Here is a 19,587-nt window from a genome sequence, read left to right as displayed (position 1 = left end):
CCATTCCCGTATGGCGGCGGCGCACTTACATCGGCTTGACCACCATCAGGAAATAGACGGCCAGCATCGCGACGAACGCCGGATAACCGAGCAGCTCCCAGCGCTTCGCATAGCGCCAGTACCGTTGCGGCAACGCGGCGGCGCCGTTCACGTGCGCGAGCTTCGCCATCGCAGCCAGTTCGAGCTGCAGCCATACGACCGGCAGCCAGCACGCGCCGGCGATCGCGTACAGCACGATCGACGCAACGAGCCACGGCGTATGCCACGGCCAGCCGGCCGTGTGCGCGAGCCACAGCCCGGACGCCGGCTGGAAGATCACGGCCGGCGTCGTGAACCACCAGTCCGCGCGCACCACGAGCCGCGACACGGCCGCGATCGCGGGCACCGAGCGCGTGCGGTTCGCGAAGAACAGGTAGAACGCGGTGCCGAATCCCGTGCCGACCAGCAGCACCGAGGACAGGATATGAAGCGCCTTGATGACGAGATAGGTATTCATGCGTGTTCTTCTTCTGAAAACAGCATCAACAGGATCGCGAGAATCGGCACGTTCTTGAGCACGGGGCCGAACGGTTCGGCCAGCAGGCCGGGCATCGTGACCGCGATGACGGCCGAATACGCGACGATCAGCGCGCCTTGCGCGACCCACAGGCGCCGCGACGGCGCGGCGACGGTCGCGATGCCGAACGCGAAGTCCAGCGCGCTGGCCGCGTAGAGCGCGATCAGCGCGGGCAGCCCCGTCAGGTGCGCATGGGCGAGCAGCGCGAGGCTCGCTTGCAGCGGATGGATGAATGCGCTGGCGATCGCCGTCCAGATCCAGACGATCGCGAGTGCACCCAGCAGCAACGGGTGCTGCCACATCGCGAGCGCGTCGCGCCGCAGCGCGGTGGCGTCGGCGCCGATGAACCCGCCGACGCCGCGCGGCGGCCGGCCGAGCACGGCCGTGGCAGCCGCCGGATCGCCGGTGTTCCCGCCGCGCAGCATCGTCCATGTGTCGCGCGTGAACATCGCGCCGGGCAGCATGCCGAGCAGCACGGCCGCCGCGCCGGCCAGCGGGCCCGGCAGCGTCACGCAGGCGGCGGGCGGAAACCCCAGTGCGGCGCGGTAGCGAGCCAGCATCTCGCGGTATTCGACCTCGTCGTTGCCGACCACGTCGATCACCGGGCTACCGGCCGCCGGCGCATCGACGCACCGCGCGACGACTTCCGCGAGATCGTCGACATGCACGGGGCGCAGCCGCTGATGACCGCCCGCCGGCAGGACCTGCACGGGCAGGCTCGCGAGCATCCGGAACAAACGCGCCGACGCGCCGGCCGCGCCGTAGACGAGCGCGGGACGCACGATCCGGCAATCGATCGGCAGCGTCTGCAGAAAGCGGTCGGCTGCATGCTTGCTGGTGAAGTACCGCGTATCGCCACGCTCGACACCGAGCGCCGAGATCTGGATCACGCGCCGTACCCGCGCGCGGCAGCACGCGGTGAAGAGCGCGCACGGCGCGGCACGATGCACCGCATCGAGCGTCGCGCCGCGTTGCTCGGCGAGGATGCCGACCGCATTGATCACGACGTCGACACCGTCCAGCCGCACCCGCCACGCTTGCGGATCGACATCCTTCGCGAAGTCCATCGCGACGTCGCGCGGGCCAGCCGCATGACGTACGCCGCGCAGCACGCGATGGCCGCCGGCTTCGAGTTGCGCACACAGGGCCCGCCCGATGAAACCGTTCGCGCCGCAGACGAGGACGGTCATGCTGCGCGCGCCGGTGCGATCGTGCTGGCAGGTAGACGACAAGACTGCGTTCACTTTCATCCTCTATTTACAGTTATTTCTGTAATGACAGAAATATCAACTCCGAAAAAAGCGGGCTGTCTGCCCGCACTTCCGCTACCGCTTACTTCGACGGCTTGCGCCTGACCGTCTGGCTGATCTTCGCGCCGATGCCGAGCGCCTTCATCAGCGTGTCGGGCTTGAGCCGCAGCATCTCGTCCGACCAGGTCGTCAGCGTCTCGACGAACGCCAGCGTGTCGCGGATGCGCTGTTCGGTCTCGCGGTTCTCGTTGGCGATCTCCGGATTCGTCAGGCAATCGCGCAGCACCGTGAGCGTCGGCTCGATCTCGCGTTGTCGCCGCCCTTCGACGATCAGCTTGAACAACTCCCAGATGTCGGTCGACGTCTCGAAGTGGTCACGGCGGTCGCCGAGCACATGCACGACCTTCGCGAGCCGCCACGCCTGCAACTCCTTCAGGCTCGTGCTGACGTTGGAGCGTGCGACGCTGAGCGTCTCGGCGATCTCGTCGGCCGCGATCGGCCGGCCGGCCAGGTAAAGCAGCGCGTGAATCTGCGAGACGGTGCGGTTGACGCCCCACCGTGAGCCCATTTCGCCCCAGTGGAGAATGAATCGTTCGGCAATCGGTGTGAGTTCCATGTCGTGAAATCTAGTTATTTCAGTTATTTCTGTCAAGAGAGAAATAACTGGGCGATCCGGCACCTTCCGGCCGCGCCCGCCCGCGATCGCCCGCTTCCTTTACAATGCGCGGGATTTTTCCGATTTCAGGCCGTCCCCGCCTTTCTCACTAGAGGTTTCCATGATCATCAAACCGCGCGTGCGTGGCTTCATCTGCGTGACGACTCATCCGGTCGGCTGCGAAGCCAACGTCAAGGAACAGATCGACTACGTGACTTCGCACGGCCCGATCGCCAACGGCCCGAAGAAGGTGCTCGTGATCGGCGCGTCGACCGGCTACGGCCTCGCCGCCCGGATCTCGGCCGCATTCGGCTCGGGCGCGGACACGCTGGGCGTGTTCTTCGAGCGCGCCGGCAGCGAAACGAAACCCGGTACGGCCGGCTGGTACAACAGCGCCGCGTTCGAGAAGTTCGCCGCGGAAAAGGGGCTCTATGCGCGCAGCATCAACGGCGACGCATTCTCCGACAAGGTCAAGCAGATCACGATCGACACCATCAAGCAGGATCTCGGCAAGGTCGATCTGGTCGTCTACAGCCTCGCGGCACCGCGCCGCACGCATCCGAAGACGGGCGAAACGATCAGCTCGACGCTCAAGCCGGTCGGCAAGTCGGTCACGTTCCGCGGCCTCGACACCGACAAGGAAGTGATCCGCGAAGTGTCGCTCGAGCCGGCGACGCAGGAAGAGATCGACGGCACCGTCGCCGTGATGGGCGGCGAGGACTGGCAGATGTGGATCGACGCGCTCGATGAAGCCGGCGTGCTGGCCGACGGCGCGAAGACGACCGCGTTCACGTATCTCGGCGAGCAGATCACGCACGACATCTACTGGAACGGCTCGATCGGCGAAGCGAAGAAAGACCTCGACAAGAAAGTGCTGTCGATCCGCGACCAGCTGGCCGCGCACGGCGGCGATGCCCGCGTGTCGGTGCTGAAAGCGGTCGTCACGCAGGCGAGCTCGGCAATCCCGATGATGCCGCTCTACCTGTCGCTGCTGTTCAAGGTGATGAAGGAAACCGGCACGCACGAAGGCTGCATCGAACAGGTGTACGGGCTCCTGAAGGACAGCCTGTACGGCGCGACGCCGCACATCGACGAAGAAGGCCGTCTGCGCGCGGACTACAAGGAGCTCGATCCGCAAGTGCAGGGCAAGGTCGTCGCGATGTGGGACAAGGTCACGAACGACAACCTGTACGAGATGACCGACTTCGCCGGCTACAAGACCGAGTTCCTGCGCCTGTTCGGCTTCGAGATCGCCGGCGTCGACTATGACGCGGACGTCAACCCGGACGTGAAGATCCCGGGCATCATCGACACCACGGCCTGACGACGGCCAGGCCCGCCGCGCGCACGCGCGGGCGGCGGGCCGTCTTCCGCAGCAGGCGACGTCAGAGCGGCGTCGCCTCGTCCAGATACACGCCGGCCGACAGCGTGGCCTTCACCTGCCGAGTGAAGTCGTCGGTGGACACCTCCTCCGCACCGGATTCGATCGCGTCGTACGCCTGGCGCACGACGTCGGCCGGCGTCGCCTTGGGCACCTCGAGGCCGCGCGTCAGGTCCGTATCGATGAAGCCGGCATGAAGCCCGACCACCTGCGTGCGCTGCTCGCGCAGCGAATGCCGCAGCCCGTTGGTCAGCGCCCACGCAGCCGATTTCGACACGCCGTAGCCCGACAGGATCGGCCGGTTCACCCAGCTCGCAACCGACAGCACGTTCAGGATCGCGCCGCCGCCGTGGCTGGCGAGCGTTCCCGCGAACGCGCGCGACATCGCCAGCATCCCGAACACGTTGGTTTCGAGATGATCGCGCAATGCGTCGACCGCGCCGTCGTCGGTCAGGCTGCCGAGACGGGCGATACCCGCGTTGTTGATCAGCAGCGTGACGTCGCGCGCCGCGTCGACGGCCGCGGCCACTGCCGCCGGATCGGTCACGTCGAGCTTCACGGGCACCACGCCCGGCAGCGTCACGCTGGCCGGATCGCGCGCGCCCGCATACACCTTCCGCGCGCCACGTTCGAGCGCCTGCTTCGCGAACTCGAGGCCAAGCCCGCGGTTCGCGCCCGTGACGAATACCACTGCACCTTCGATCTTCATGACCATTCCTTTCGGATAGTGAATCCCGCTCGCGCCGGTTCGCCGCGCGCTCGGGATCCGGTGAAAAAGCCACGCTGCCATCGCGTACCGAACCGTTGCAGAGCCGGCGCCGGAAGCCGGGCCGCCCCGCTGCCCGCGCCCCGCGGCGCCAAAGACCGGCGCCGACGTCCACCCGTGCCGCGCCGGTCGCTTCGCTTGGTTCGCGAAGTCGGCTACACTTGATGTCAATGTCGATCACCATCGTCTTTGCGGTGCATTGTGTCAGCGCGATTTCGGCGCGTCAATGGTGATCGCCATTGTGTTTTCCAATCGACGTAATTGCCGGAATGAGGGAGAGATCGATGGGCGTCTCGAGACAACAGGCTGCCGAAAACCGCAACGCGATCGTCGCGGCCGCCGAGCGGCTGTTCCGGGTGCGCGGTGTCGACGCCGTCGGGCTGACGGAGCTGATGAAGGAAGCCGGCTTCACGCAGGGCGGCTTCTACAACCACTTCAAATCGAAGGACGCGCTGGTCGCCGCGGTGATGGAGAAGGCGATGCAGGACCGCGCGGATTCGCCGAACGCCGGCAGCGTCGCGAACCAGGTGACGGCCTACCTGTCGAGCGCGCATCGCGACAACGTCGAAGCCGGGTGCCCGTTGTCCGGCTTCGCGGGCGACGCGCCGCGCCTGACCGACGCCGCGCGCGCCTGCTACGCGCACGGCGTCGCCGCGTATCTCGACCGGCTGGAACGAATGGTGGCCGCCGAAGGCTCGGCCGCGGCGGACACGCGCCGCGATGCGATCGCCGTGTTCAGCCAGATGGTCGGCGCGCTCGTGCTGTCGCGCGCGCTCGCCGGCACCGATCCGGCGCTGGCCGACGAGATCCTCGATGCAGGGCGCCACACGCTCGCCGGGCAGCCCGACGATCCGGCCGTGCCGGCGTAGCGGCACGACGCCGCACGATCCCGGGCTCGAGAACCCGGGCGAAACGGCGCCCGCGACACTCAGGCGTCAGTCGCACCCGATCGCTATTCCACGGCCCGTGCCGCGTCCCACAGCGGCTGCTGGCCCAGCGCGGCATGCCATGCTGAGAATTGCGTGCGCCACGCCTCGAACGGCTCCTTCAGCGGATGACGCGGATCGTCGCTGAGCGAATAGGCCATCCCCTCGATCAGCCAACGCGGCTTGGTCGCGACCGCGAGGTTGCCGAGCACTTCGGCCTGACGGTGATGGATCAGCTCGTGCGCGAGAAAGTAGGCCTGCCAGCCGCGCGGCGCGACGACCACGCCGAAATCCCCGAGCGTCAGAGCCGCGCGTTCGCCGAGACCGAACTTGTCGGCACACTCGCGCGTCGAGCAGAACACCACGCGCGGGGCGTCGCGAAACGGGCCCACGGCCGCCGCCGCGCGCGCATAGCCGTCGCGATAGAGCTGCTGCGCGGCGCCGAACTTCGCGGCATCGTCCGTGCAGATGTCCGCGCTCGGGCATGACACGCCGGGGAGCAGCGCGGGCGCGACGACGCGCAGCGGTTTGACGAGCGCATACGCGGCGATCGGCAGCGCGACGAGCAGGCCCGTGAGGGCAAAGGCGACGTGGGAGCGTTTCATCGAGGCGGCGATTCCGTTGGCGTTCCGGGGCGATTTCCAGCATCACTATATCGGACCGGAACACCCGCAGCGCGACTTTTCATGCTGTCGCGAGCGCCGCCATCCGGCCCGGATCAGGCCGCCCGCCCGTAGCCCGCGTCGCCGGCCCCGGCGCCCCAGCGACTCCAGCGAATGCCCGCCCACAGAATCGCGAGGCTGCATACGAGCAGGATTGCCTCGATCAGCATCGCATCGACATGCCAGTACCGCGACAGCAGCACGACGACGAGATCGATTCCGAAATGGATCGCGATCGCATAGGCCAGCCATCGCTTCGTCCCACGCACGAACGTCTGCAGCACGATCAGCGACATCCCGACATGCGCCGCGAGCGCGCTCACGCGCTCGAGCAGCGCCAGGAACGGCGACGCGAGCGTCATGCCGGAGAACTGCGATGCGACCAGCGATTGCACGCCCGCACTCGTGACGACCCCGGCGCGCCCGAGCAGGTAACCCCCGCAGAGCGCGAGAAAGCCGATGCCGACGAGCAGCATCGCCTCCAGCCCGCCGTGCCCGAGCCCGTACATCACGGCAGTACGCGGATCGCGTCGCCCGGCCAGCAAATAGCGGAACGCGACCCAGCGCCCGCACTCCTCGAAAAGCCCCGCCGTGAATGCCGCGAATACGAGCATCGGCAGGTGCCAGTCCGGATCGGGGCCGAGCCAGCGGAACAGCGGAATCTGCCAAGACAGCCGTAGCACCGGCTGAAACACGAAAAAGATCAGCATCCCGCAAAAAAACGCGCGCAGCGGCACGCGCGTGCGGCGCCGCCACGCGATTGCGAGCAGCGGCGGCCCGATCAGCGCGGCGATGCCAGCGGCGAACGTGGCGAACAGGAGCATCGGGGCGACAGCGTGCATGGCGGGCGTTGGATATCGGGGTCGACAAGTGTGTCGATGCGTTCCCGCGCGCGGGGCGCGCAGCGGCCGGCACCGTTACACGAGCTGCTTGTGAAAATACGTCGTCGCGCACAACGCGCCGTCGGGCATCAGCGCATAGTTCGGCACGACGCCGACGCGCTGCCACCCGGCCCGCTCGTACAGGCGCTCGGCATCGCCACCCGTCACGGTATCGAGCACGAGCACGGTCTTGCCGGCGGCGCGCGCGGCGTCGTCGGCGGCCGCCATCAGCCGCGCGGCGACACCTTGCCGGCGTGCATGCCGGGACACCAGCATCTTCGCGATGTCCGCGCGATGCGGCTGGTTCTCCGGCTGCGCGGTCAACACCTGCACGGTCCCGACGATCCGGCCGGCAACGTCCTCGGCAACGAGCAGGATGCGCTCGCCGCGCGCGACGCCGTCAGCGACGCGCGTCCAGAACGCGACGGCGGTCGAGCGCTCGATCGGCAACATGAAGCTGACGGACGCGCCGCCCTCGACGCAATCGATCAGCACGTCGGCCAGCGCGTCGACGCAGGCACTCGCTTCGCTCGCGTCGACGCGGCGGACGGTAATGGTGTCGGTCATACCCTCTCCGGTAATCAGGCGGGCGGCACGCGTTCGGTGGCATGCGCCCGGATCGAAACACACGCCGGCGCGCGCTCGCTGCGTGTGCATTGGCGGCCGTTGCACGGCAACGCTACGCCTGGTCGGCGCGTGTTGCCGCCCCATCATGCTACGCGATGAAAATTCCGGTTGCAGCGCCTATACTTAGCCACATGGCTAACTTTCAACCCGGTATCAGCGACGTCTTCCACGCACTCGCCGACCCGACCCGCTGCGCGATCGTCAGCGCGCTCGGCGACGGCGGGCGGACCGTCTCGGAACTGGCCGCGCCGTTCGAGATGGCGCTGCCGTCGTTTATGAAGCATGTCGCGGTGCTCGAGCGCAGCGGCCTCGTCCTGACCCGTAAAACCGGCCGCTCGCGCACCTGCGAGCTGGTCGGCAGCCGGCTGGCGGAGGCCGAACAGTGGCTCGCCGCGCAGCGCGCGCTGTGGGAAGCGCGCGCCGATCGTCTCGTGGAATTCGTCGAACGCCGCCACCTGGAGGAGCAAGCCCATGTCAGCAAGCCACGTCGAACCCGTCGAAGCCCTTGACCTCGTCATCACGCGCACGCTGCGCGCACCGCGCCAGGCGCTCTGGCGCGCCTGGACCGACCCCGAACTGCTGAAGCAATGGTGGTGCCCGAAACCGTGGACCACCGAAGTGCGCGCGTTCGACCTGCGCCCGGGCGGCGCCTTCCACACGTTCATGCGCGGCCCCGACGGCGGCACGAGCGACAACCCCGGTTGTTTCCTCGAGATCGTGCCCGAAGCGCGGATCGCCTTCACGTCGATGCTCGCGGGCGGCTGGCGGCCGCAGGTGCCGTGGCTGGGCTTCACGGCCATCATCACGATGGCCGACGACGGCGCGGGCTGCCGCTACGATGCGCGCGTGATGCATCCCGACGCTGCGACACGCGAGCGCCACGAGGCACTCGGCTTCTTCGAGGGCTGGAACATCTGCATCACCCAGCTCGACGAATTCGCGGCCGCGTTGCGCTGAATCCGGACGCATGCGCGGTCGTTGCATGCCGTCGCGCACGCGCCTAGGATTCCTGAAGGAAGCATGACGACACGCCGGCATCCGGCGTGCACCGTCGCGCGCGCTCCGCGGGAGGCGACATGCTGCACATGCACACGCATTCGACCCGGGTCAGCCGGCACCTGAACGCCCCGCGCGGGCGCGTCTATCGTGCGCTGCTCGACCCGCAAGCAGTCGAACAATGGAAGGTGCCCGACGGCATGACGTGCCGCGTGCACGCGTACGACGCGCGTGAAGGCGGCGCGCTGCGCGTGTCGCTGAGCTACGACGAACCGTCAGCCGGCGCCGGCAAGACCACCGCGCACACCGACACCTATCACGGCCGCTTCGTGACGCTCGTACCCGACGAGCGGATCGTCGAAATCGACGTGTTCGAAACCGACGATCCAATGCTGCGCGGTGCGATGACGATCACGATCACGCTGTCCGACGAAGCAGGCGGCACGCGCGTCGATGCGGTGCACGATGGCGTGCCGCCGGGCGTGCCGGCCGCCGACAACGAGACCGGCTGGCGCATGGCGCTCGCCAGGCTCGCGGCGCTGGTCGAAGCGGGCTAGCTGGCGCGCGGGTCTTGCGCGGTGGCGCGCCCCCGTCGGCCGCCGCAACGGCCGCACCGGCCGGCGGATGGCGCACCGCCCGTCCGGCATGGGATCGCCCGCGTTGGCGCGGCCCGCAAGCGCGAAACGCCGCCGCGTGCGACACTGGCCCGCCCCCGCGTGCCTCGCTCGCCGGTCCCTGGCCCGCACGCGCCCTTCCGCATCCGCACGAGGAGACTCACGTGATGAACGCCGCGCGCACCGCTACCTGGTATTTCGATTTCGTTTCGCCGTTCGCCTACCTGCAGCAGGAACGGTTCGATCGCTTGCCGCCTGCCGCGGCGTTCGAGCCGAAGCCGATCGTGCTCGGCGCGCTGCTCACGCACTGGGGCCAGAAAGCGCCGGCCGAGATCGCGACGAAGCGCATCTTCACCTATCGCCACGCGCAATACCGCGCGGACCAGCTCGGCATTGCGTTCCGGATGCCGCCCGCGCATCCGTTCAACCCGATCCGGCCGCTGCGCCTCGCGATCGCGATGGGCGGCTCGCGCGACGCGATCCAGCGGATCTTCCGGCACATCTGGCGCGACGGCCAGGACGTGTCGACGCCGGACGGCTTCGCCGCGCTGTGCGAGGCGGTCGGCTTTCCCGAAGGCGTGACGGCTGTCGATGCGCAGCCGGTCAAGGACGCACTGCGCGCGAACACCGACTGCGCGATCGCGCACGGCGTGTTCGGCGTGCCGACCTTCGAACTCGATGGCGACCTGTTCTGGGGCGACGACGCGACCGACATGTTCGTCGATTGCGCGACGTCCCGCGCATGGCTCGACTCGCCCGAAGTACGCCGCATCAGCGCGCTGCCCGAAGGCATCCGGCGCGGCTGAAAGCCGCGCCCCGGCGCTTACGTGTCGAGCCCGTCGACGAGCGGCGGCACGGCCTCGCGCATCATCGCGACGAAGCGCACGAGCCGCGACGGATAGAACTGCGCGTTCGGATAGGTCAGGCAGACCGGCAGCGGCGCGGCCTGCCAGTCGGGCGCGAGATGCACCAGCTCGCCGCGCGCGAGGTTGTCCGCCAGCAGCCAGGATGAACCGACGCACGCGCCGACGCCGAGCAGCGCCGCGCTGCGCAGCGCGTACAGGTTCTCGGTCGTGATGCGCGGACGGATCGCGATGCGTCGCGTGTCGCCCGTGACGGCGTGCGTCGGCGCGCGCGATCGGCTTCGATCCCGGCGTGCAGGCCTCGCTGATCGCGCACCAGGCGATCGTCTACCGGATCGATCCCGCGTCGCGCAGCCGCCTCAACGCGGTGCTGTTTGTCGGCATGTTCCTCGGGATGGCGGCCGGTGCCGCGCTCGGCAGTTCGTTGCTCGCGCAACTGGACTGGAATGCGGTGATCGTGCTGGCAGTGACAACGTCGCTGGCTGCGCTGGCCGTGCGCATCTGGCACCGGTAATTTCCGGCAGCGCGATGGCGGGGCGGGCAGGGCCACCGGGCTTGCCCGCCTTTTCTTTTATTTTCGATCGGTGCTGTGCGGCCCGGCGCAGCACGGCAGATTCATGCGACAGACAGACTGCATTCGCGCATCCGATGCAATGTCCGCCATGCCTCGCGAAATTAGCCAGTTCACCCGATTATTTTTCCGCCCGGCCCCGGGCCCCGGGCGCAATCATCGGATCATTCCGCACGCGCGCGCCGTACGGCCTTCTCCAATCCGGCCCCGTCATACAAGCGCGTTTTCTCAGGGGATTCCCGGTATTTTTTCCCATTTTCTTCGAAATTACGGATGACATACTTGCCCCCCGTTGCGCTCGGGTGCGAGCGCGCTTTCTGATCCTGGTCGGCCGCATGTCATGCGTTGCGCGTCCGCCGGGATCGCAGAACATGAACAATTTCGACACCTCGATCCAGATCTTCCTGACCCACATCACGTTCAGCCCGCTGATGAACCACGCGATCCGCGTGATCGCGGGCCTCTATACGTTCAAGGGCTTCATCCTCATCCCCGTGCTGTGCTGGCTGTGGTTCCAGCCGGGACCGGAACGCGAACGGCAGCGCGAGCTGATCATCGCGACGGTCGCGAGCGGGCTCGTCGCGCTCGCATTCGGCCGGTTGCTCGCGAAAGTCCTGCCGTTCCGCGTGCGGCCGATCTACAACCCCGACCTGCACCTGCACTTCCCGTCCGAGGAATTGCGCGCGGCCACGCTGCAGGCATGGAGCTCGTTCCCGAGCGATCACGCGATGCTGTGGATGGCGATCGCGACGGGGATCTTCATCATCGCGCGCCGCGCCGGCGTACTCGCGCTGCTGTATGCGGTCGTGTTCATCTGCGTGCCGCGCGCGTATCTCGGTTATCACTACCCGACCGACCTGATCGCCGGCGCGGCGATCGGCATCGCGATCGCGTGGCTGCTGACGCGCGATGCCATTCGCTCGCGCTTCGCACCACAGGTGCTGGACGCGATCCGGCGCTTCCCCGCGCCGGCCTATACGCTCGCGTTCCTGCTGTGCTTCGAGCTGATCACGCAGTTCGACGAACTGCTGACGCTTGCGCAGTCGGTCAAGCATACGACGATGTAACGGGACGGCGCCGCGATGCATCCACTACTGACGTCACGACGCCCGGGCACGCGCTGCCGGCCCTGCGCGGCAGCGTCGCGCCTTGCCACGTCGATCGTCGCCGCCGCGGCGGCCTCGGCCGCGCACGTCAGTCGCGATCGGGCGCGCCGAGTGGAAAGAACGAACGATACGGCCGCGCCTCGTCCACCGCACGCGCGAACGACGGCCGCGCAAGCAGCCGCTTGCGATACGCGATCACGTTCGCAAACGACGGATCGATCCGGTGCGTCCAGTCCGCGTAGAACAGGAATGGCGCCGCGCCGCAGTCGGCGAGGCTGAACCGGTCGCCGGCCGCCCATTCGCGATCGGCCATCTTTTGGTCCAGCCATGCGTACGACGTTTCGAGCATCGCGCGCGCATCGGCGACGCCGCGCGGATCGCGCTCGCCCTCGGGCCGCAGCGAATCGAACACGACCTTCTGCTGCGGCGTCGACACGTAGTTGTCGAAGAAACGATCCATCGTCCGCACTTCCAGCGCCGCGCGCGGATCGTCGGGCAGCAAGCGCACGGGGCCCGGATGGTAGAGGCCGAGATACTCGACGATGATGGTCGCCTCGATCACGGTGCGGCCGGCATCCACGAGCACCGGGAAGCGCTTCAGCGGCCACAGCGCGGTCAGTTCCTGCATCGGCTTCGGATCGTCGTGTGCGAGCACGCGATACTCGAACGGCGTGCCGTTCTCGTACAGCGCGGTCAGCACTTTTTGGCAGTAGGACGAAAAGGGATGGGCGTAAAGCGTCGGCGTCATCGCGTGGTCTCTCGGGGTTTCGGCGCCGCGTCGTGCGGCGCCACGTGATCGGATACCTTGACGACGAACGGCACCCGCCCGGTTCGACATCGATCCGGCATTTTTTCTTCGCCGCGTGGCATCGCGCCGCTACGACCGGCCGTCCCTCACGACTCGCCCTTCGCCGCGCCAGCGCAGCATTCCGCCGCCGAGATTCGCGACGGCAGCGAAACCTGCCTTCAGCAGGATCACGGTTGCCTGCGCGGAGCGGCCGCCGGCGCGGCACACGGTCACGATCGGCCGGTCGCGCGCGAGCTCGCCGGTGCGCGCGGCCAGTTCGCCCAGCGGAATCGGCGTCGCGCCGGGCAGGTGGCCGAGCGGGCCGGTGAATTCGTCCGGCTCGCGCACGTCGACGATCTGCACCGCCGGCAGGTGATCCTCGAGCCATTGCGGATCGATCTCCCAGAACCCGGCGAACGTATAGACGAGCGGTGCCCAGTCGGCCACCGCCTGCGCGTCGGGCGCGTTCGCGGCCACCCCGCACTGCAGGTTCGCGGGCACCGCCACGTCGATCTGGCGCGGATGCGCGAGCCCGAGGTTGCGCATGTAGCCCGCGAAATCGTCTTCGCTGAGATCGCCGCCGAGGCGCGGATTGAAGCGCCGCTCCTCGCCGACGCTCGTCACCGTCAGCCCGCGATAGTCGTGCGCCGGATACAGCAGGCATGCCGCCGGCAACGTGAACAGCCGGCCATGCACTGCGCGATACAGCGCACGCGGATCGCCCTGCTGGAAGTCGGTGCGGCCGGTGCCGCGAATCAGCAGGCAGTCGCCGGTGAACGCCATCGATTCGTCGTCGAGCACGAGGCTGATGCAGCCGCTCGTGTGGCCCGGCGTCGCACGCACGGTCAGGTAGCGCGCGCCGAACCTGCAGCGATCGCCGTCGTCCAGGTAGCGGTCGGCGCCCTGCGCGCCACTCGCGGCCGAGATCGCGATCGTGCTGCCGGTGCGCTGCTTGAGCAGCCACGCGCCCGTCACGTGATCGGCATGCACGTGCGTGTCGACGGTCGCGACGAGCCGCAGCCCGAGCTCGTCGAGCAACGCCGCATCGCGCCGCACCTGCTCGAACACGGGATCGATCAGCAGCGCTTCGCGCGACGCATGATCGGCTAGCAGATACGTGTAGGTGGACGATTGCGGGTCGAAAAGTTGCCGGAAGATCATCGCGAAGTTGCTCCGTCGCCTGTGCCTGTCGGTTGTGCGGGTCGTGCGGGTTGTACTGATTGTGCGGTCCGCCAGCGTGCATCGCCGGCGCGCGGGGCGCGCGTTCATACAGGGTAGTTCAAAACGCGCGGGCCGCAGCATCGTTGCGCGCGGCGGGACGTTACGCCGCGCCCGGACCGTCGTGCGCACTGCCTTACACTACCGCCTGTTCTCGTCTTACGTTCACAGGAATTGCGTCGACATGTCGATGACGATCGATCCGAAGCAGGCCGCCGCGCTGCTGGCCGTCGCCGACACCGGCAGCTTCGAGCAGGCCGCCGTGCGCCTGCACGTGACCGCGTCCGCCGTCACGCAGCGGGTCCGCGCGCTGGAGGCGAGCCTCGGCACGCCACTCGTGCTGCGCACGCGGCCGTGCCGGCCGACGGTGGCCGGACAACGCGTGCTGCAGCACCTGCGCCGCGTCGCGCTGCTGCAGGCCGACCTGCAAAGCACGCTCGCGACCGAGCGCGAATCGCCGATCTCGGTCACGATCGCGCTGAACTCCGACAGTCTCGGCACCTGGTTCCTGCCCGCGCTGACGTCCGTGCTCGCGGGCGAGCGCATCCTGTTCGAGCTGATCGTCGAGGATCAGGACCATACGTTCGCGCTGCTCGAAAGCGGGATGGCCGTCGGCTGCGTGACGACCGAGCCGAAGCCGATGCGCGGCTGCGTTGCGACGCCGCTCGGCACGATGCGCTACCGGCTGCTCGCGACCGCCGCGTTCGCGGTGCGCTGGTTTCCGCGCGGCCTGAATCGCACCAGCGCGCGCGCTGCGCCCGTCGTCGCGTATTCGCGGCGCGACACGCTGCAGTCCGCATTCCTGAAGGAGAAGTTCGGGTTGCCCGAAGGCGCGTACCCGTGCCATTACGTGCCGGGCACGCACGCGCATTTCGCGGCGGTGCGGCACGGGCTCGGCTACGCGATGGTGCCGGAGCCGCTGATCGGCGGCGCGCCGCTCGACGCGCAGGGGCTCGTCGATCTCGCCCCCGTGCATCCGACCGACGTCGCGCTGTACTGGCATGCGTGGACCGTGCAGTCGCCGACGATGGCGTCGCTGTCCGCGCGGGTCGTCGAAGCGGCGCGCCGGTTGCTCGCGCCGCTACCGTGACGAGCAGGTGATCGACACCGCCGGCGCGGCGCGGTACGCATGGCGGCGAGCAACCCCGCCGCGCCACCTATACTTTTTTCATCGGCCTCGCGAACGCGCCGCGCGGCCGATCTCGCAAGTCCGGCCGTTCCCTTTCCTGTGAGGAGAACATCATGTCCCGCCGCTATATCGATTGCCGCGAGTTTCCCAGCGCGATGCACTGCTCGGTCGCGATTTCCGCCGACTCCGACAACGAACTGCTGGAAGCCGCCGTGCAACATGCGGTCTCGGTGCACCAGCACACCGACAGCGCCGAACTGCGCACGCAACTGAAAGCGCTGTTCCGCGACGGCACGCCGCCCGTCGACATGCCGCGCCAGGCGTAATCCGCCGGCACGCCGGATGTCGGCCGACGGGTTGCAGCCTCACCCCTCCTCTCCCTGCTTCGCGCCACGCCGCGCCGGCGCCCCCGCCGGCGGGCGCATTCCACGTTACGTGCGGCGCTGCGCGAAATACGCCCCCACCGCGTCGATGAAGGTCTCGATGTCCGCGCGCGACACGTCGCAGTGCGTGACGAAGCGCGACGCGTACAGCATCTGCGTGAGGATCCCGCGCTCCTTGAGCCACGCCTCGAGCGGCGCGCAATCGGCTTCGGGGAATTGGGCAAACACCATGTTCGTCGCGTGCGACAGCACCTTCACCGACTCGATGCGCGCGAGGCCTTCCGCGAGACGCCCGGCGTTCGCGTGATCGTCGGCGAGCCGCTCGACGTTATGGTCGAGCGCATACAGGCAGGCTGCCGCGAGGATGCCCGACTGCCGCATCCCGCCGCCCAGCACCTTGCGCCAGCGCTGCGCGCGCTCGACCAGCGCGCGGTTGCCGACCAGCACCGAGCCGACCGGTGCGCCGAGCCCTTTCGAGAAGCAGATCGACACGGTATCGAACGGCGCGCACAGCTCGGCGATCGAACGGCCCGACGCGACGGCCGCATTGCACGCGCGCGCGCCGTCGAGGTGCGCGGCCAGCCCGCGGCTGCGCGCGAACGCGACGGCTTCCTGCACATAGCCTTCCGGCAACACCTGGCCGCCGATCGTGTTTTCGAGCGCGAGCAGGCGCGTGCGGGCGAAGTGGTTGTCGAGCGGCTTGATCGCCGCGGCGATCTTCGCGAGCGGCAGCGTGCCGTCGGGCGCGTTCTCGATCGGCTGCGGCTGGATGCTGCCGAGCACGGCGGCGCCGCCGCCTTCGTACTTGTAGGTGTGCGCGAGCTGGCCGACGATGTATTCGTCGCCGCGTTCGCAATGGGCCATCAGCGCGGCCAGGTTGCTCTGCGTGCCGCTCGGGAAGAACAGACCGGCCTCCTGGCCCGCCCGCTCGGCCGTAATCGCCTGCAGGCGCAGCACGGTCGGGTCGTCGCCCCATACGTCATCGCCGACTTCGGCACCAGTCATCGCGGCCAGCATCGCCTGGCTCGGACGTGTCACGGTATCGCTGCGTAAATCGATCATCTTCGTGCCCTGAGTAAACGCGGACCGGAACCGACGCGCCCGGCCCTGCCGAAACGAGACTCAGAGTGTACGCAATTCGCGTAGCGCTTGCCGACGGATCGCGCCGCGCAGCGGTGGCGCAATCGCACGCCGGCGACGCACGCCCGGGCCGGGGCCGGTGCGCTTCGGCCCCGCCGGCACGCCGTCATGCGTTACACGCCAAAGCATCGCAACAGATCGGCCGCGCCCGCGAGCGCCCGGCACCTGCGCACCTGCCGCATCGTTCCGATGATGCGACGCGCCATATTGCCGCACGTGCGGCAGACCGCCACGCCGCGGCCGCATCCGGCGCGAACCGCGTTCTTGATACGAATCAACGATTTATCCCGAAAACGCGCGCGGCGGGCTGGACATCTGCGACGAGTTGGCACATTTCGCGGCGCAACATCGCGATCCATACTCCAGCCAACCCCGATGCCCGTCGGCCGGGGTCCGCCGGCACCCCGCCGGCGGGTATCGTCAGCCTCGGTCAACTGGTATGGACACCGCAATTTCGGCCCTCGATCTGGCCCGCCTGCAATTCGCGTTCACCGTCTCGTTTCACATCGTCTTCCCGGCGCTGAGCATCGGCCTCGCCAGCTTCATCGCCGTGCTCGAATATCGCTGGCTGAAGACCGGCAAGCCGTACTACAAAACCCTTTGCCTGTTCTGGTCGAAGATCTTCGCGGTCGCGTTCGGGATGGGCGTCGTCTCCGGCGTCGTGATGAGCTATCAGTTCGGCACGAACTGGGCGGGCTTCTCGAGCTTCGCCGGCGCCGTCACCGGCCCGCTGCTGATGTACGAGGTCATGACCGCGTTCTTCCTCGAAGCCGGCTTCCTCGGCATCATGCTGTTCGGCTGGAATCGCGTCAGCCCGCGCGCGCACTTCGGCGCGACGCTGATGGTCGCGATCGGCACACTGATCTCGACGTTCTGGATCCTCGCATCGAACAGCTGGATGCAGACGCCGCAGGGCTTCGAGATCGTCGACGGCCGCGTGGTGCCGACCGACTGGTTCGCGATCATCTTCAACCCGTCGTTCCCGTACCGCCTGTTCCACATGGCGATCGCCGCGTTCATCGTCGCCGCGCTGGTGGTGGCCGCGACCGGCGCATGGCACCTGCTGAAGGGCCGCCGCGACAAGGGCGTGAAGAAGATGTTCTCGATGGCGCTGTGGCTGCTGCTGGTGCTCGCGCCGCTGCAGGCCGTGATCGGCGACCAGCACGGCATCAACACGCTGAAGCACCAGCCCGCGAAGATCGCCGCGATCGAAGGGCTGTGGGACACCGAAAAGGGCGGCACGGCGCTCAACCTGTTCGGCCTTCCGGACATGAAGGCCGAAACGACCCGCTACGCGGTGAAGGTGCCGCACCTCGGCAGCCTGATCCTCACGCACAGCTGGGACGGCGAGATCCGCGGGCTGAAGGACTTCCCGCCTGAAGACCGCCCGAACTCGACGATCGTGTTCTGGAGCTTCCGGATCATGGTCGGCCTGGGCTTCGCGATGATCGGTCTGGCCGCGCTCGCATGGCTGCTGCGCCGCCGCGGCCGCCTGTATGAATCGAAGTGGTTCCAGCGCTTCGCGCTCGTGATGGGCCCGACCGGTTTCGTGTCGCTGCTCGCGGGCTGGGTGACGACCGAAGCGGGCCGCCAGCCGTGGGTCGTGTACGGCGTGAAGCGCACCGCGCAGGCCGTGTCGCCGCTGTCGGTCCAGCAGGTCAGCCTGTCGATGATGACGTTCGTGATCGTGTACTTCCTCGTGTTCGGCACCGGCGTGTACTACATGCTGAAGCTGATGAAGGCCGGCCCGGCGCTGCCCGACGCAAAGCACGACGACATGCCCGACACCCGCCCCGATCACACCGCGCGCCGCCCGATGTCGGCCGTCGACGAACTGATCGAGACCGTCTGAGCCCACCCCATCCGCAAACGAGAAAACCTATGGACGTCACCGTAATCTGGGCCGCGATCATCGCATTGGGGCTCTTCATGTACGTCGTGCTCGACGGCTTCGACCTCGGCATCGGCATCGTCTTCCCGTTCTTCCCGGACGAGAAGGAACGCGACCTGATGATGAACACCGTCGCGCCGGTGTGGGACGGCAACGAAACGTGGCTCGTGCTCGGCGGCGCCGGGCTGTTCGCGGTGTTCCCGATCGTCTATTCGACGGTGCTGTCGGCGCTGTACCTGCCGCTGATCTTCATGCTGGTGTGCCTGATCTTTCGCGGCGTGTCGTTCGAGATCCGCGCGAAGGCGCGGCGCACGAAGCAGCTGTGGGATCTCGCGTTCATCGGCGGCTCGGCCGGCGCGACGCTGTTCCAGGGGATCGCGCTCGGCGCGTTCCTGCAAGGCATCAACGTGAAGGACGGCGTGTTCGCGGGCGACGCATTCGACTGGCTCACGCCGTTCAGCCTGCTGACGGGCCTCGGCCTGATCGTCACGTACGCGCTGCTCGGCTGTTGCTGGCTCGTCGCGAAGACGGAAGGCGACCTGCAGCGCCGCCTGCATCGCGTCGTGTGGCCGCTGACGATCGTGCTGCTCGGCTTCATCGCGGTCATCAGCCTGTGGACGCCGCTGCAGGATCCGGCCATCGCACAGCGCTGGTTCGATTCGGGGCTGTTCTGGCGCCTGCTGCCGGTGCCGTTCCTGGTCGCCGGGTGCGCGGTGTGGATGCGCCGCGCGGTGCGCGACCGGCACGACATGACGCCGTTCGTGCTGGCGCTGGCGCTGGTGCTGCTCGGCTACGTCGGCCTGCTCGTCACGCTGTTCCCGTATGCGATTCCTCAGACGATGACGATCTGGGAAGCGGCCGCGCCGCGCTCGAGCCAGACCTTCACGCTGGTCGGCGCAGCGGTTATCCTCCCGATCATCATCGCCTACACGACGATGGGTTACTGGGTATTCCGAGGCAAGGTGCGCCATGAAGACCAGCATTACTACCACCACTGATTCCACCGCTCGCCAACCCGACGCGCCGCGGCCGCGGATGCGCGGCTGGATGTGGTTCGTCGTCCTGTGGGCGGGCGGCGTGCTCGGCGCCGTCACGCTCGGCTATGCGTTCAAGATCTTCATGAACCTGACGCTGTTTGCGGTGAAGTAAGCCGACCGGCCGCTTCGATCGAACGACGATCGGGGC

22 protein-coding genes and 2 pseudogenes are annotated in these 19,587 nt (G+C 68.1%); 13 read left to right on the top strand and 11 right to left on the bottom strand.

All coding sequences use genetic code 11. From position 1 onward, the window contains the following. Positions 1–25: 25 nt before the first annotated feature. From GEM_RS28410 to GEM_RS28400, 3 genes are all read right to left on the bottom strand, one after another. Entirely contained in the window at positions 26–496 is a 471-nt protein-coding gene (locus GEM_RS28410; RefSeq protein ID WP_014900886.1) for a DUF2269 family protein, read from the bottom strand. Then, positions 493–1,746: an SDR family oxidoreductase gene (locus tag GEM_RS28405; protein WP_187293262.1), complete on the bottom strand. Its 1,254-nt coding sequence runs from the start codon at positions 1,744–1,746 to the stop codon at positions 493–495. The genes GEM_RS28410 and GEM_RS28405 overlap by 4 nt, the downstream gene beginning before the upstream one ends. A 142-nt stretch (positions 1,747–1,888) precedes the next feature. Then, positions 1,889–2,422: a GbsR/MarR family transcriptional regulator gene (locus tag GEM_RS28400; protein ID WP_014900884.1), complete on the bottom strand. Its 534-nt coding sequence runs from the start codon at positions 2,420–2,422 to the stop codon at positions 1,889–1,891. Between the two features lie 160 nt (positions 2,423–2,582). Here GEM_RS28400 and fabV point away from each other — a divergent pair, with 160 nt between their 5' ends. Further along, entirely contained in the window at positions 2,583–3,785 is a 1,203-nt protein-coding gene (fabV, locus tag GEM_RS28395; RefSeq protein WP_014900883.1) for an enoyl-ACP reductase FabV, read from the top strand. A gap of 61 nt (positions 3,786–3,846) precedes the next feature. Here the strand turns inward: fabV and GEM_RS28390 are convergent, their stop codons facing one another. Then, positions 3,847–4,551, bottom strand: coding sequence for an SDR family oxidoreductase (locus tag GEM_RS28390; RefSeq protein WP_014900882.1), 705 nt, complete (start codon positions 4,549–4,551; stop codon positions 3,847–3,849). Between the two features lie 341 nt (positions 4,552–4,892). Between GEM_RS28390 and GEM_RS28385 the strand changes: the two genes are divergently transcribed. Continuing rightward, a complete protein-coding gene (locus GEM_RS28385) occupies positions 4,893–5,477 on the top strand; it encodes a TetR/AcrR family transcriptional regulator (RefSeq protein WP_014900881.1) in 585 nt (194 codons plus the stop codon). Positions 5,478–5,560: 83 nt separating this feature from the next. Here the strand turns inward: GEM_RS28385 and GEM_RS28380 are convergent, their stop codons facing one another. The 3 genes from GEM_RS28380 to GEM_RS28370 form a co-directional block, all read right to left on the bottom strand. Further along, positions 5,561–6,139: a membrane protein gene (locus tag GEM_RS28380; protein WP_014900880.1), complete on the bottom strand. Its 579-nt coding sequence runs from the start codon at positions 6,137–6,139 to the stop codon at positions 5,561–5,563. A gap of 113 nt (positions 6,140–6,252) precedes the next feature. Continuing rightward, entirely contained in the window at positions 6,253–7,038 is a 786-nt protein-coding gene (locus GEM_RS28375; protein ID WP_148283909.1) for a YhfC family intramembrane metalloprotease, read from the bottom strand. 75 nt (positions 7,039–7,113) lie between these two features. After that, positions 7,114–7,644, bottom strand: coding sequence for a GNAT family N-acetyltransferase (locus tag GEM_RS28370; protein WP_014900878.1), 531 nt, complete (start codon positions 7,642–7,644; stop codon positions 7,114–7,116). 191 nt (positions 7,645–7,835) lie between these two features. Between GEM_RS28370 and GEM_RS28365 the strand changes: the two genes are divergently transcribed. The 4 genes from GEM_RS28365 (at position 7,836) to GEM_RS28350 (ending at position 10,120) form a co-directional block, all read left to right on the top strand. Continuing rightward, on the top strand, positions 7,836–8,213 hold the full coding sequence (locus GEM_RS28365; protein WP_014900877.1) for an ArsR/SmtB family transcription factor: 378 nt from the start codon (positions 7,836–7,838) through the stop codon (positions 8,211–8,213). Further along, positions 8,176–8,661 (top strand): SRPBCC family protein, encoded by a 486-nt coding sequence (locus GEM_RS28360; RefSeq protein WP_014900876.1) that lies wholly within the window; start codon positions 8,176–8,178, stop codon positions 8,659–8,661. The genes GEM_RS28365 and GEM_RS28360 overlap by 38 nt, the downstream gene beginning before the upstream one ends. A 119-nt stretch (positions 8,662–8,780) precedes the next feature. After that, a complete protein-coding gene (locus tag GEM_RS28355; protein WP_014900875.1) occupies positions 8,781–9,257 on the top strand; it encodes an SRPBCC family protein in 477 nt (158 codons plus the stop codon). Between the two features lie 224 nt (positions 9,258–9,481). Continuing rightward, positions 9,482–10,120: a 2-hydroxychromene-2-carboxylate isomerase gene (locus tag GEM_RS28350; RefSeq protein ID WP_014900874.1), complete on the top strand. Its 639-nt coding sequence runs from the start codon at positions 9,482–9,484 to the stop codon at positions 10,118–10,120. A 17-nt stretch (positions 10,121–10,137) separates the two neighbouring features. On the opposite strand, the pseudogene GEM_RS28345 reads toward GEM_RS28350, so the two are convergent. Continuing rightward, a pseudogene (locus tag GEM_RS28345) lies at positions 10,138–10,440 on the bottom strand (LysR substrate-binding domain-containing protein); the annotation flags it as partial. Here GEM_RS28345 and GEM_RS28340 point away from each other — a divergent pair. Together GEM_RS28340 and GEM_RS28335 are read left to right on the top strand one after the other, a co-directional pair. Continuing rightward, positions 10,440–10,691: pseudogene (locus GEM_RS28340) on the top strand (MFS transporter); the annotation flags it as partial. The pseudogenes GEM_RS28345 and GEM_RS28340 sit on opposite strands and share 1 nt — an antisense overlap. 428 nt (positions 10,692–11,119) lie before the next feature. After that, positions 11,120–11,815: a phosphatase PAP2 family protein gene (locus GEM_RS28335; RefSeq protein ID WP_014900871.1), complete on the top strand. Its 696-nt coding sequence runs from the start codon at positions 11,120–11,122 to the stop codon at positions 11,813–11,815. Between the two features lie 127 nt (positions 11,816–11,942). Here GEM_RS28335 and GEM_RS28330 read toward each other — a convergent pair whose 3' ends face one another. Continuing rightward, complete coding sequence (locus GEM_RS28330; RefSeq protein WP_014900870.1) at positions 11,943–12,602, bottom strand: glutathione S-transferase family protein; 660 nt, start codon at positions 12,600–12,602, stop codon at positions 11,943–11,945. 129 nt (positions 12,603–12,731) lie between these two features. Beyond that, the gene (locus tag GEM_RS28325) at positions 12,732–13,802 is read right to left on the bottom strand and encodes a rhodanese-like domain-containing protein (RefSeq protein ID WP_014900869.1); all 1,071 of its coding nucleotides are present in this window, start codon (positions 13,800–13,802) and stop codon (positions 12,732–12,734) included. A 241-nt stretch (positions 13,803–14,043) separates the two neighbouring features. Between GEM_RS28325 and GEM_RS28320 the strand changes: the two genes are divergently transcribed. Further along, positions 14,044–14,949 carry an HTH-type transcriptional regulator ArgP gene (locus tag GEM_RS28320; protein WP_014900868.1) on the top strand — a complete coding sequence of 302 codons (906 nt, stop codon included), beginning with the start codon at positions 14,044–14,046 and terminating at the stop codon, positions 14,947–14,949. A 152-nt stretch (positions 14,950–15,101) separates the two neighbouring features. Continuing rightward, positions 15,102–15,314, top strand: a complete 213-nt coding sequence (locus GEM_RS28315; protein WP_014900867.1) for a DUF1059 domain-containing protein — start codon at positions 15,102–15,104, stop codon at positions 15,312–15,314. A 105-nt stretch (positions 15,315–15,419) separates the two neighbouring features. Here GEM_RS28315 and ltaE read toward each other — a convergent pair whose 3' ends face one another. Then, positions 15,420–16,433, bottom strand: a complete 1,014-nt coding sequence (ltaE, locus tag GEM_RS28310; RefSeq protein ID WP_014900866.1) for a low-specificity L-threonine aldolase — start codon at positions 16,431–16,433, stop codon at positions 15,420–15,422. Between the two features lie 517 nt (positions 16,434–16,950). Between ltaE and GEM_RS28305 the strand changes: the two genes are divergently transcribed. Genes GEM_RS28305 through GEM_RS28295 form a run of 3 tightly spaced genes read left to right on the top strand, consistent with a single transcriptional unit; the run spans position 16,951 to position 19,551 of the window. Beyond that, positions 16,951–18,363 carry a cytochrome ubiquinol oxidase subunit I gene (locus GEM_RS28305; protein ID WP_014900865.1) on the top strand — a complete coding sequence of 471 codons (1,413 nt, stop codon included), beginning with the start codon at positions 16,951–16,953 and terminating at the stop codon, positions 18,361–18,363. A 29-nt stretch (positions 18,364–18,392) separates the two neighbouring features. Next, the gene (gene cydB, locus GEM_RS28300) at positions 18,393–19,400 is read left to right on the top strand and encodes a cytochrome d ubiquinol oxidase subunit II (RefSeq protein WP_014900864.1); all 1,008 of its coding nucleotides are present in this window, start codon (positions 18,393–18,395) and stop codon (positions 19,398–19,400) included. Next, a complete protein-coding gene (locus tag GEM_RS28295) occupies positions 19,372–19,551 on the top strand; it encodes a hypothetical protein (RefSeq protein WP_014900863.1) in 180 nt (59 codons plus the stop codon). Before cydB ends, GEM_RS28295 begins: the two co-directional genes overlap by 29 nt. Positions 19,552–19,587: the final 36 nt, after the last annotated feature.

Source organism: Burkholderia cepacia GG4 (assembly GCF_000292915.1).
GTDB classification, from domain to species: domain Bacteria; phylum Pseudomonadota; class Gammaproteobacteria; order Burkholderiales; family Burkholderiaceae; genus Burkholderia; species Burkholderia cepacia_D.
Note: the sequence above shows the minus strand (reverse complement) of the source record. Positions and strands in the feature narration are given on the sequence as shown.

Excerpts from the sequence above, each read along its gene's own strand:
- GEM_RS28410 (WP_014900886.1), bottom strand. The coding sequence starts at position 496 with ATGAATACCTATCTCGTCATCAAGGCGCTTCATATCCTGTCCTCGGTG.
- GEM_RS28405 (WP_187293262.1), bottom strand. The coding sequence starts at position 1,746 with ATGACCGTCCTCGTCTGCGGCGCGAACGGTTTCATCGGGCGGGCCCTG.
- GEM_RS28400 (WP_014900884.1), bottom strand. The coding sequence starts at position 2,422 with ATGGAACTCACACCGATTGCCGAACGATTCATTCTCCACTGGGGCGAA.
- fabV (WP_014900883.1), top strand. The coding sequence starts at position 2,583 with ATGATCATCAAACCGCGCGTGCGTGGCTTCATCTGCGTGACGACTCAT.
- GEM_RS28390 (WP_014900882.1), bottom strand. The coding sequence starts at position 4,551 with ATGAAGATCGAAGGTGCAGTGGTATTCGTCACGGGCGCGAACCGCGGG.
- GEM_RS28385 (WP_014900881.1), top strand. The coding sequence starts at position 4,893 with ATGGGCGTCTCGAGACAACAGGCTGCCGAAAACCGCAACGCGATCGTC.
- GEM_RS28380 (WP_014900880.1), bottom strand. The coding sequence starts at position 6,139 with ATGAAACGCTCCCACGTCGCCTTTGCCCTCACGGGCCTGCTCGTCGCG.
- GEM_RS28375 (WP_148283909.1), bottom strand. The coding sequence starts at position 7,038 with ATGCACGCTGTCGCCCCGATGCTCCTGTTCGCCACGTTCGCCGCTGGC.
- GEM_RS28370 (WP_014900878.1), bottom strand. The coding sequence starts at position 7,644 with ATGACCGACACCATTACCGTCCGCCGCGTCGACGCGAGCGAAGCGAGT.
- GEM_RS28365 (WP_014900877.1), top strand. The coding sequence starts at position 7,836 with ATGGCTAACTTTCAACCCGGTATCAGCGACGTCTTCCACGCACTCGCC.
- GEM_RS28360 (WP_014900876.1), top strand. The coding sequence starts at position 8,176 with ATGTCAGCAAGCCACGTCGAACCCGTCGAAGCCCTTGACCTCGTCATC.
- GEM_RS28355 (WP_014900875.1), top strand. The coding sequence starts at position 8,781 with ATGCTGCACATGCACACGCATTCGACCCGGGTCAGCCGGCACCTGAAC.
- GEM_RS28350 (WP_014900874.1), top strand. The coding sequence starts at position 9,482 with ATGAACGCCGCGCGCACCGCTACCTGGTATTTCGATTTCGTTTCGCCG.
- GEM_RS28335 (WP_014900871.1), top strand. The coding sequence starts at position 11,120 with ATGAACAATTTCGACACCTCGATCCAGATCTTCCTGACCCACATCACG.
- GEM_RS28330 (WP_014900870.1), bottom strand. The coding sequence starts at position 12,602 with ATGACGCCGACGCTTTACGCCCATCCCTTTTCGTCCTACTGCCAAAAA.
- GEM_RS28325 (WP_014900869.1), bottom strand. The coding sequence starts at position 13,802 with ATGATCTTCCGGCAACTTTTCGACCCGCAATCGTCCACCTACACGTAT.
- GEM_RS28320 (WP_014900868.1), top strand. The coding sequence starts at position 14,044 with ATGTCGATGACGATCGATCCGAAGCAGGCCGCCGCGCTGCTGGCCGTC.
- GEM_RS28315 (WP_014900867.1), top strand. The coding sequence starts at position 15,102 with ATGTCCCGCCGCTATATCGATTGCCGCGAGTTTCCCAGCGCGATGCAC.
- ltaE (WP_014900866.1), bottom strand. The coding sequence starts at position 16,433 with ATGATCGATTTACGCAGCGATACCGTGACACGTCCGAGCCAGGCGATG.
- GEM_RS28305 (WP_014900865.1), top strand. The coding sequence starts at position 16,951 with ATGGACACCGCAATTTCGGCCCTCGATCTGGCCCGCCTGCAATTCGCG.
- cydB (WP_014900864.1), top strand. The coding sequence starts at position 18,393 with ATGGACGTCACCGTAATCTGGGCCGCGATCATCGCATTGGGGCTCTTC.
- GEM_RS28295 (WP_014900863.1), top strand. The coding sequence starts at position 19,372 with ATGAAGACCAGCATTACTACCACCACTGATTCCACCGCTCGCCAACCC.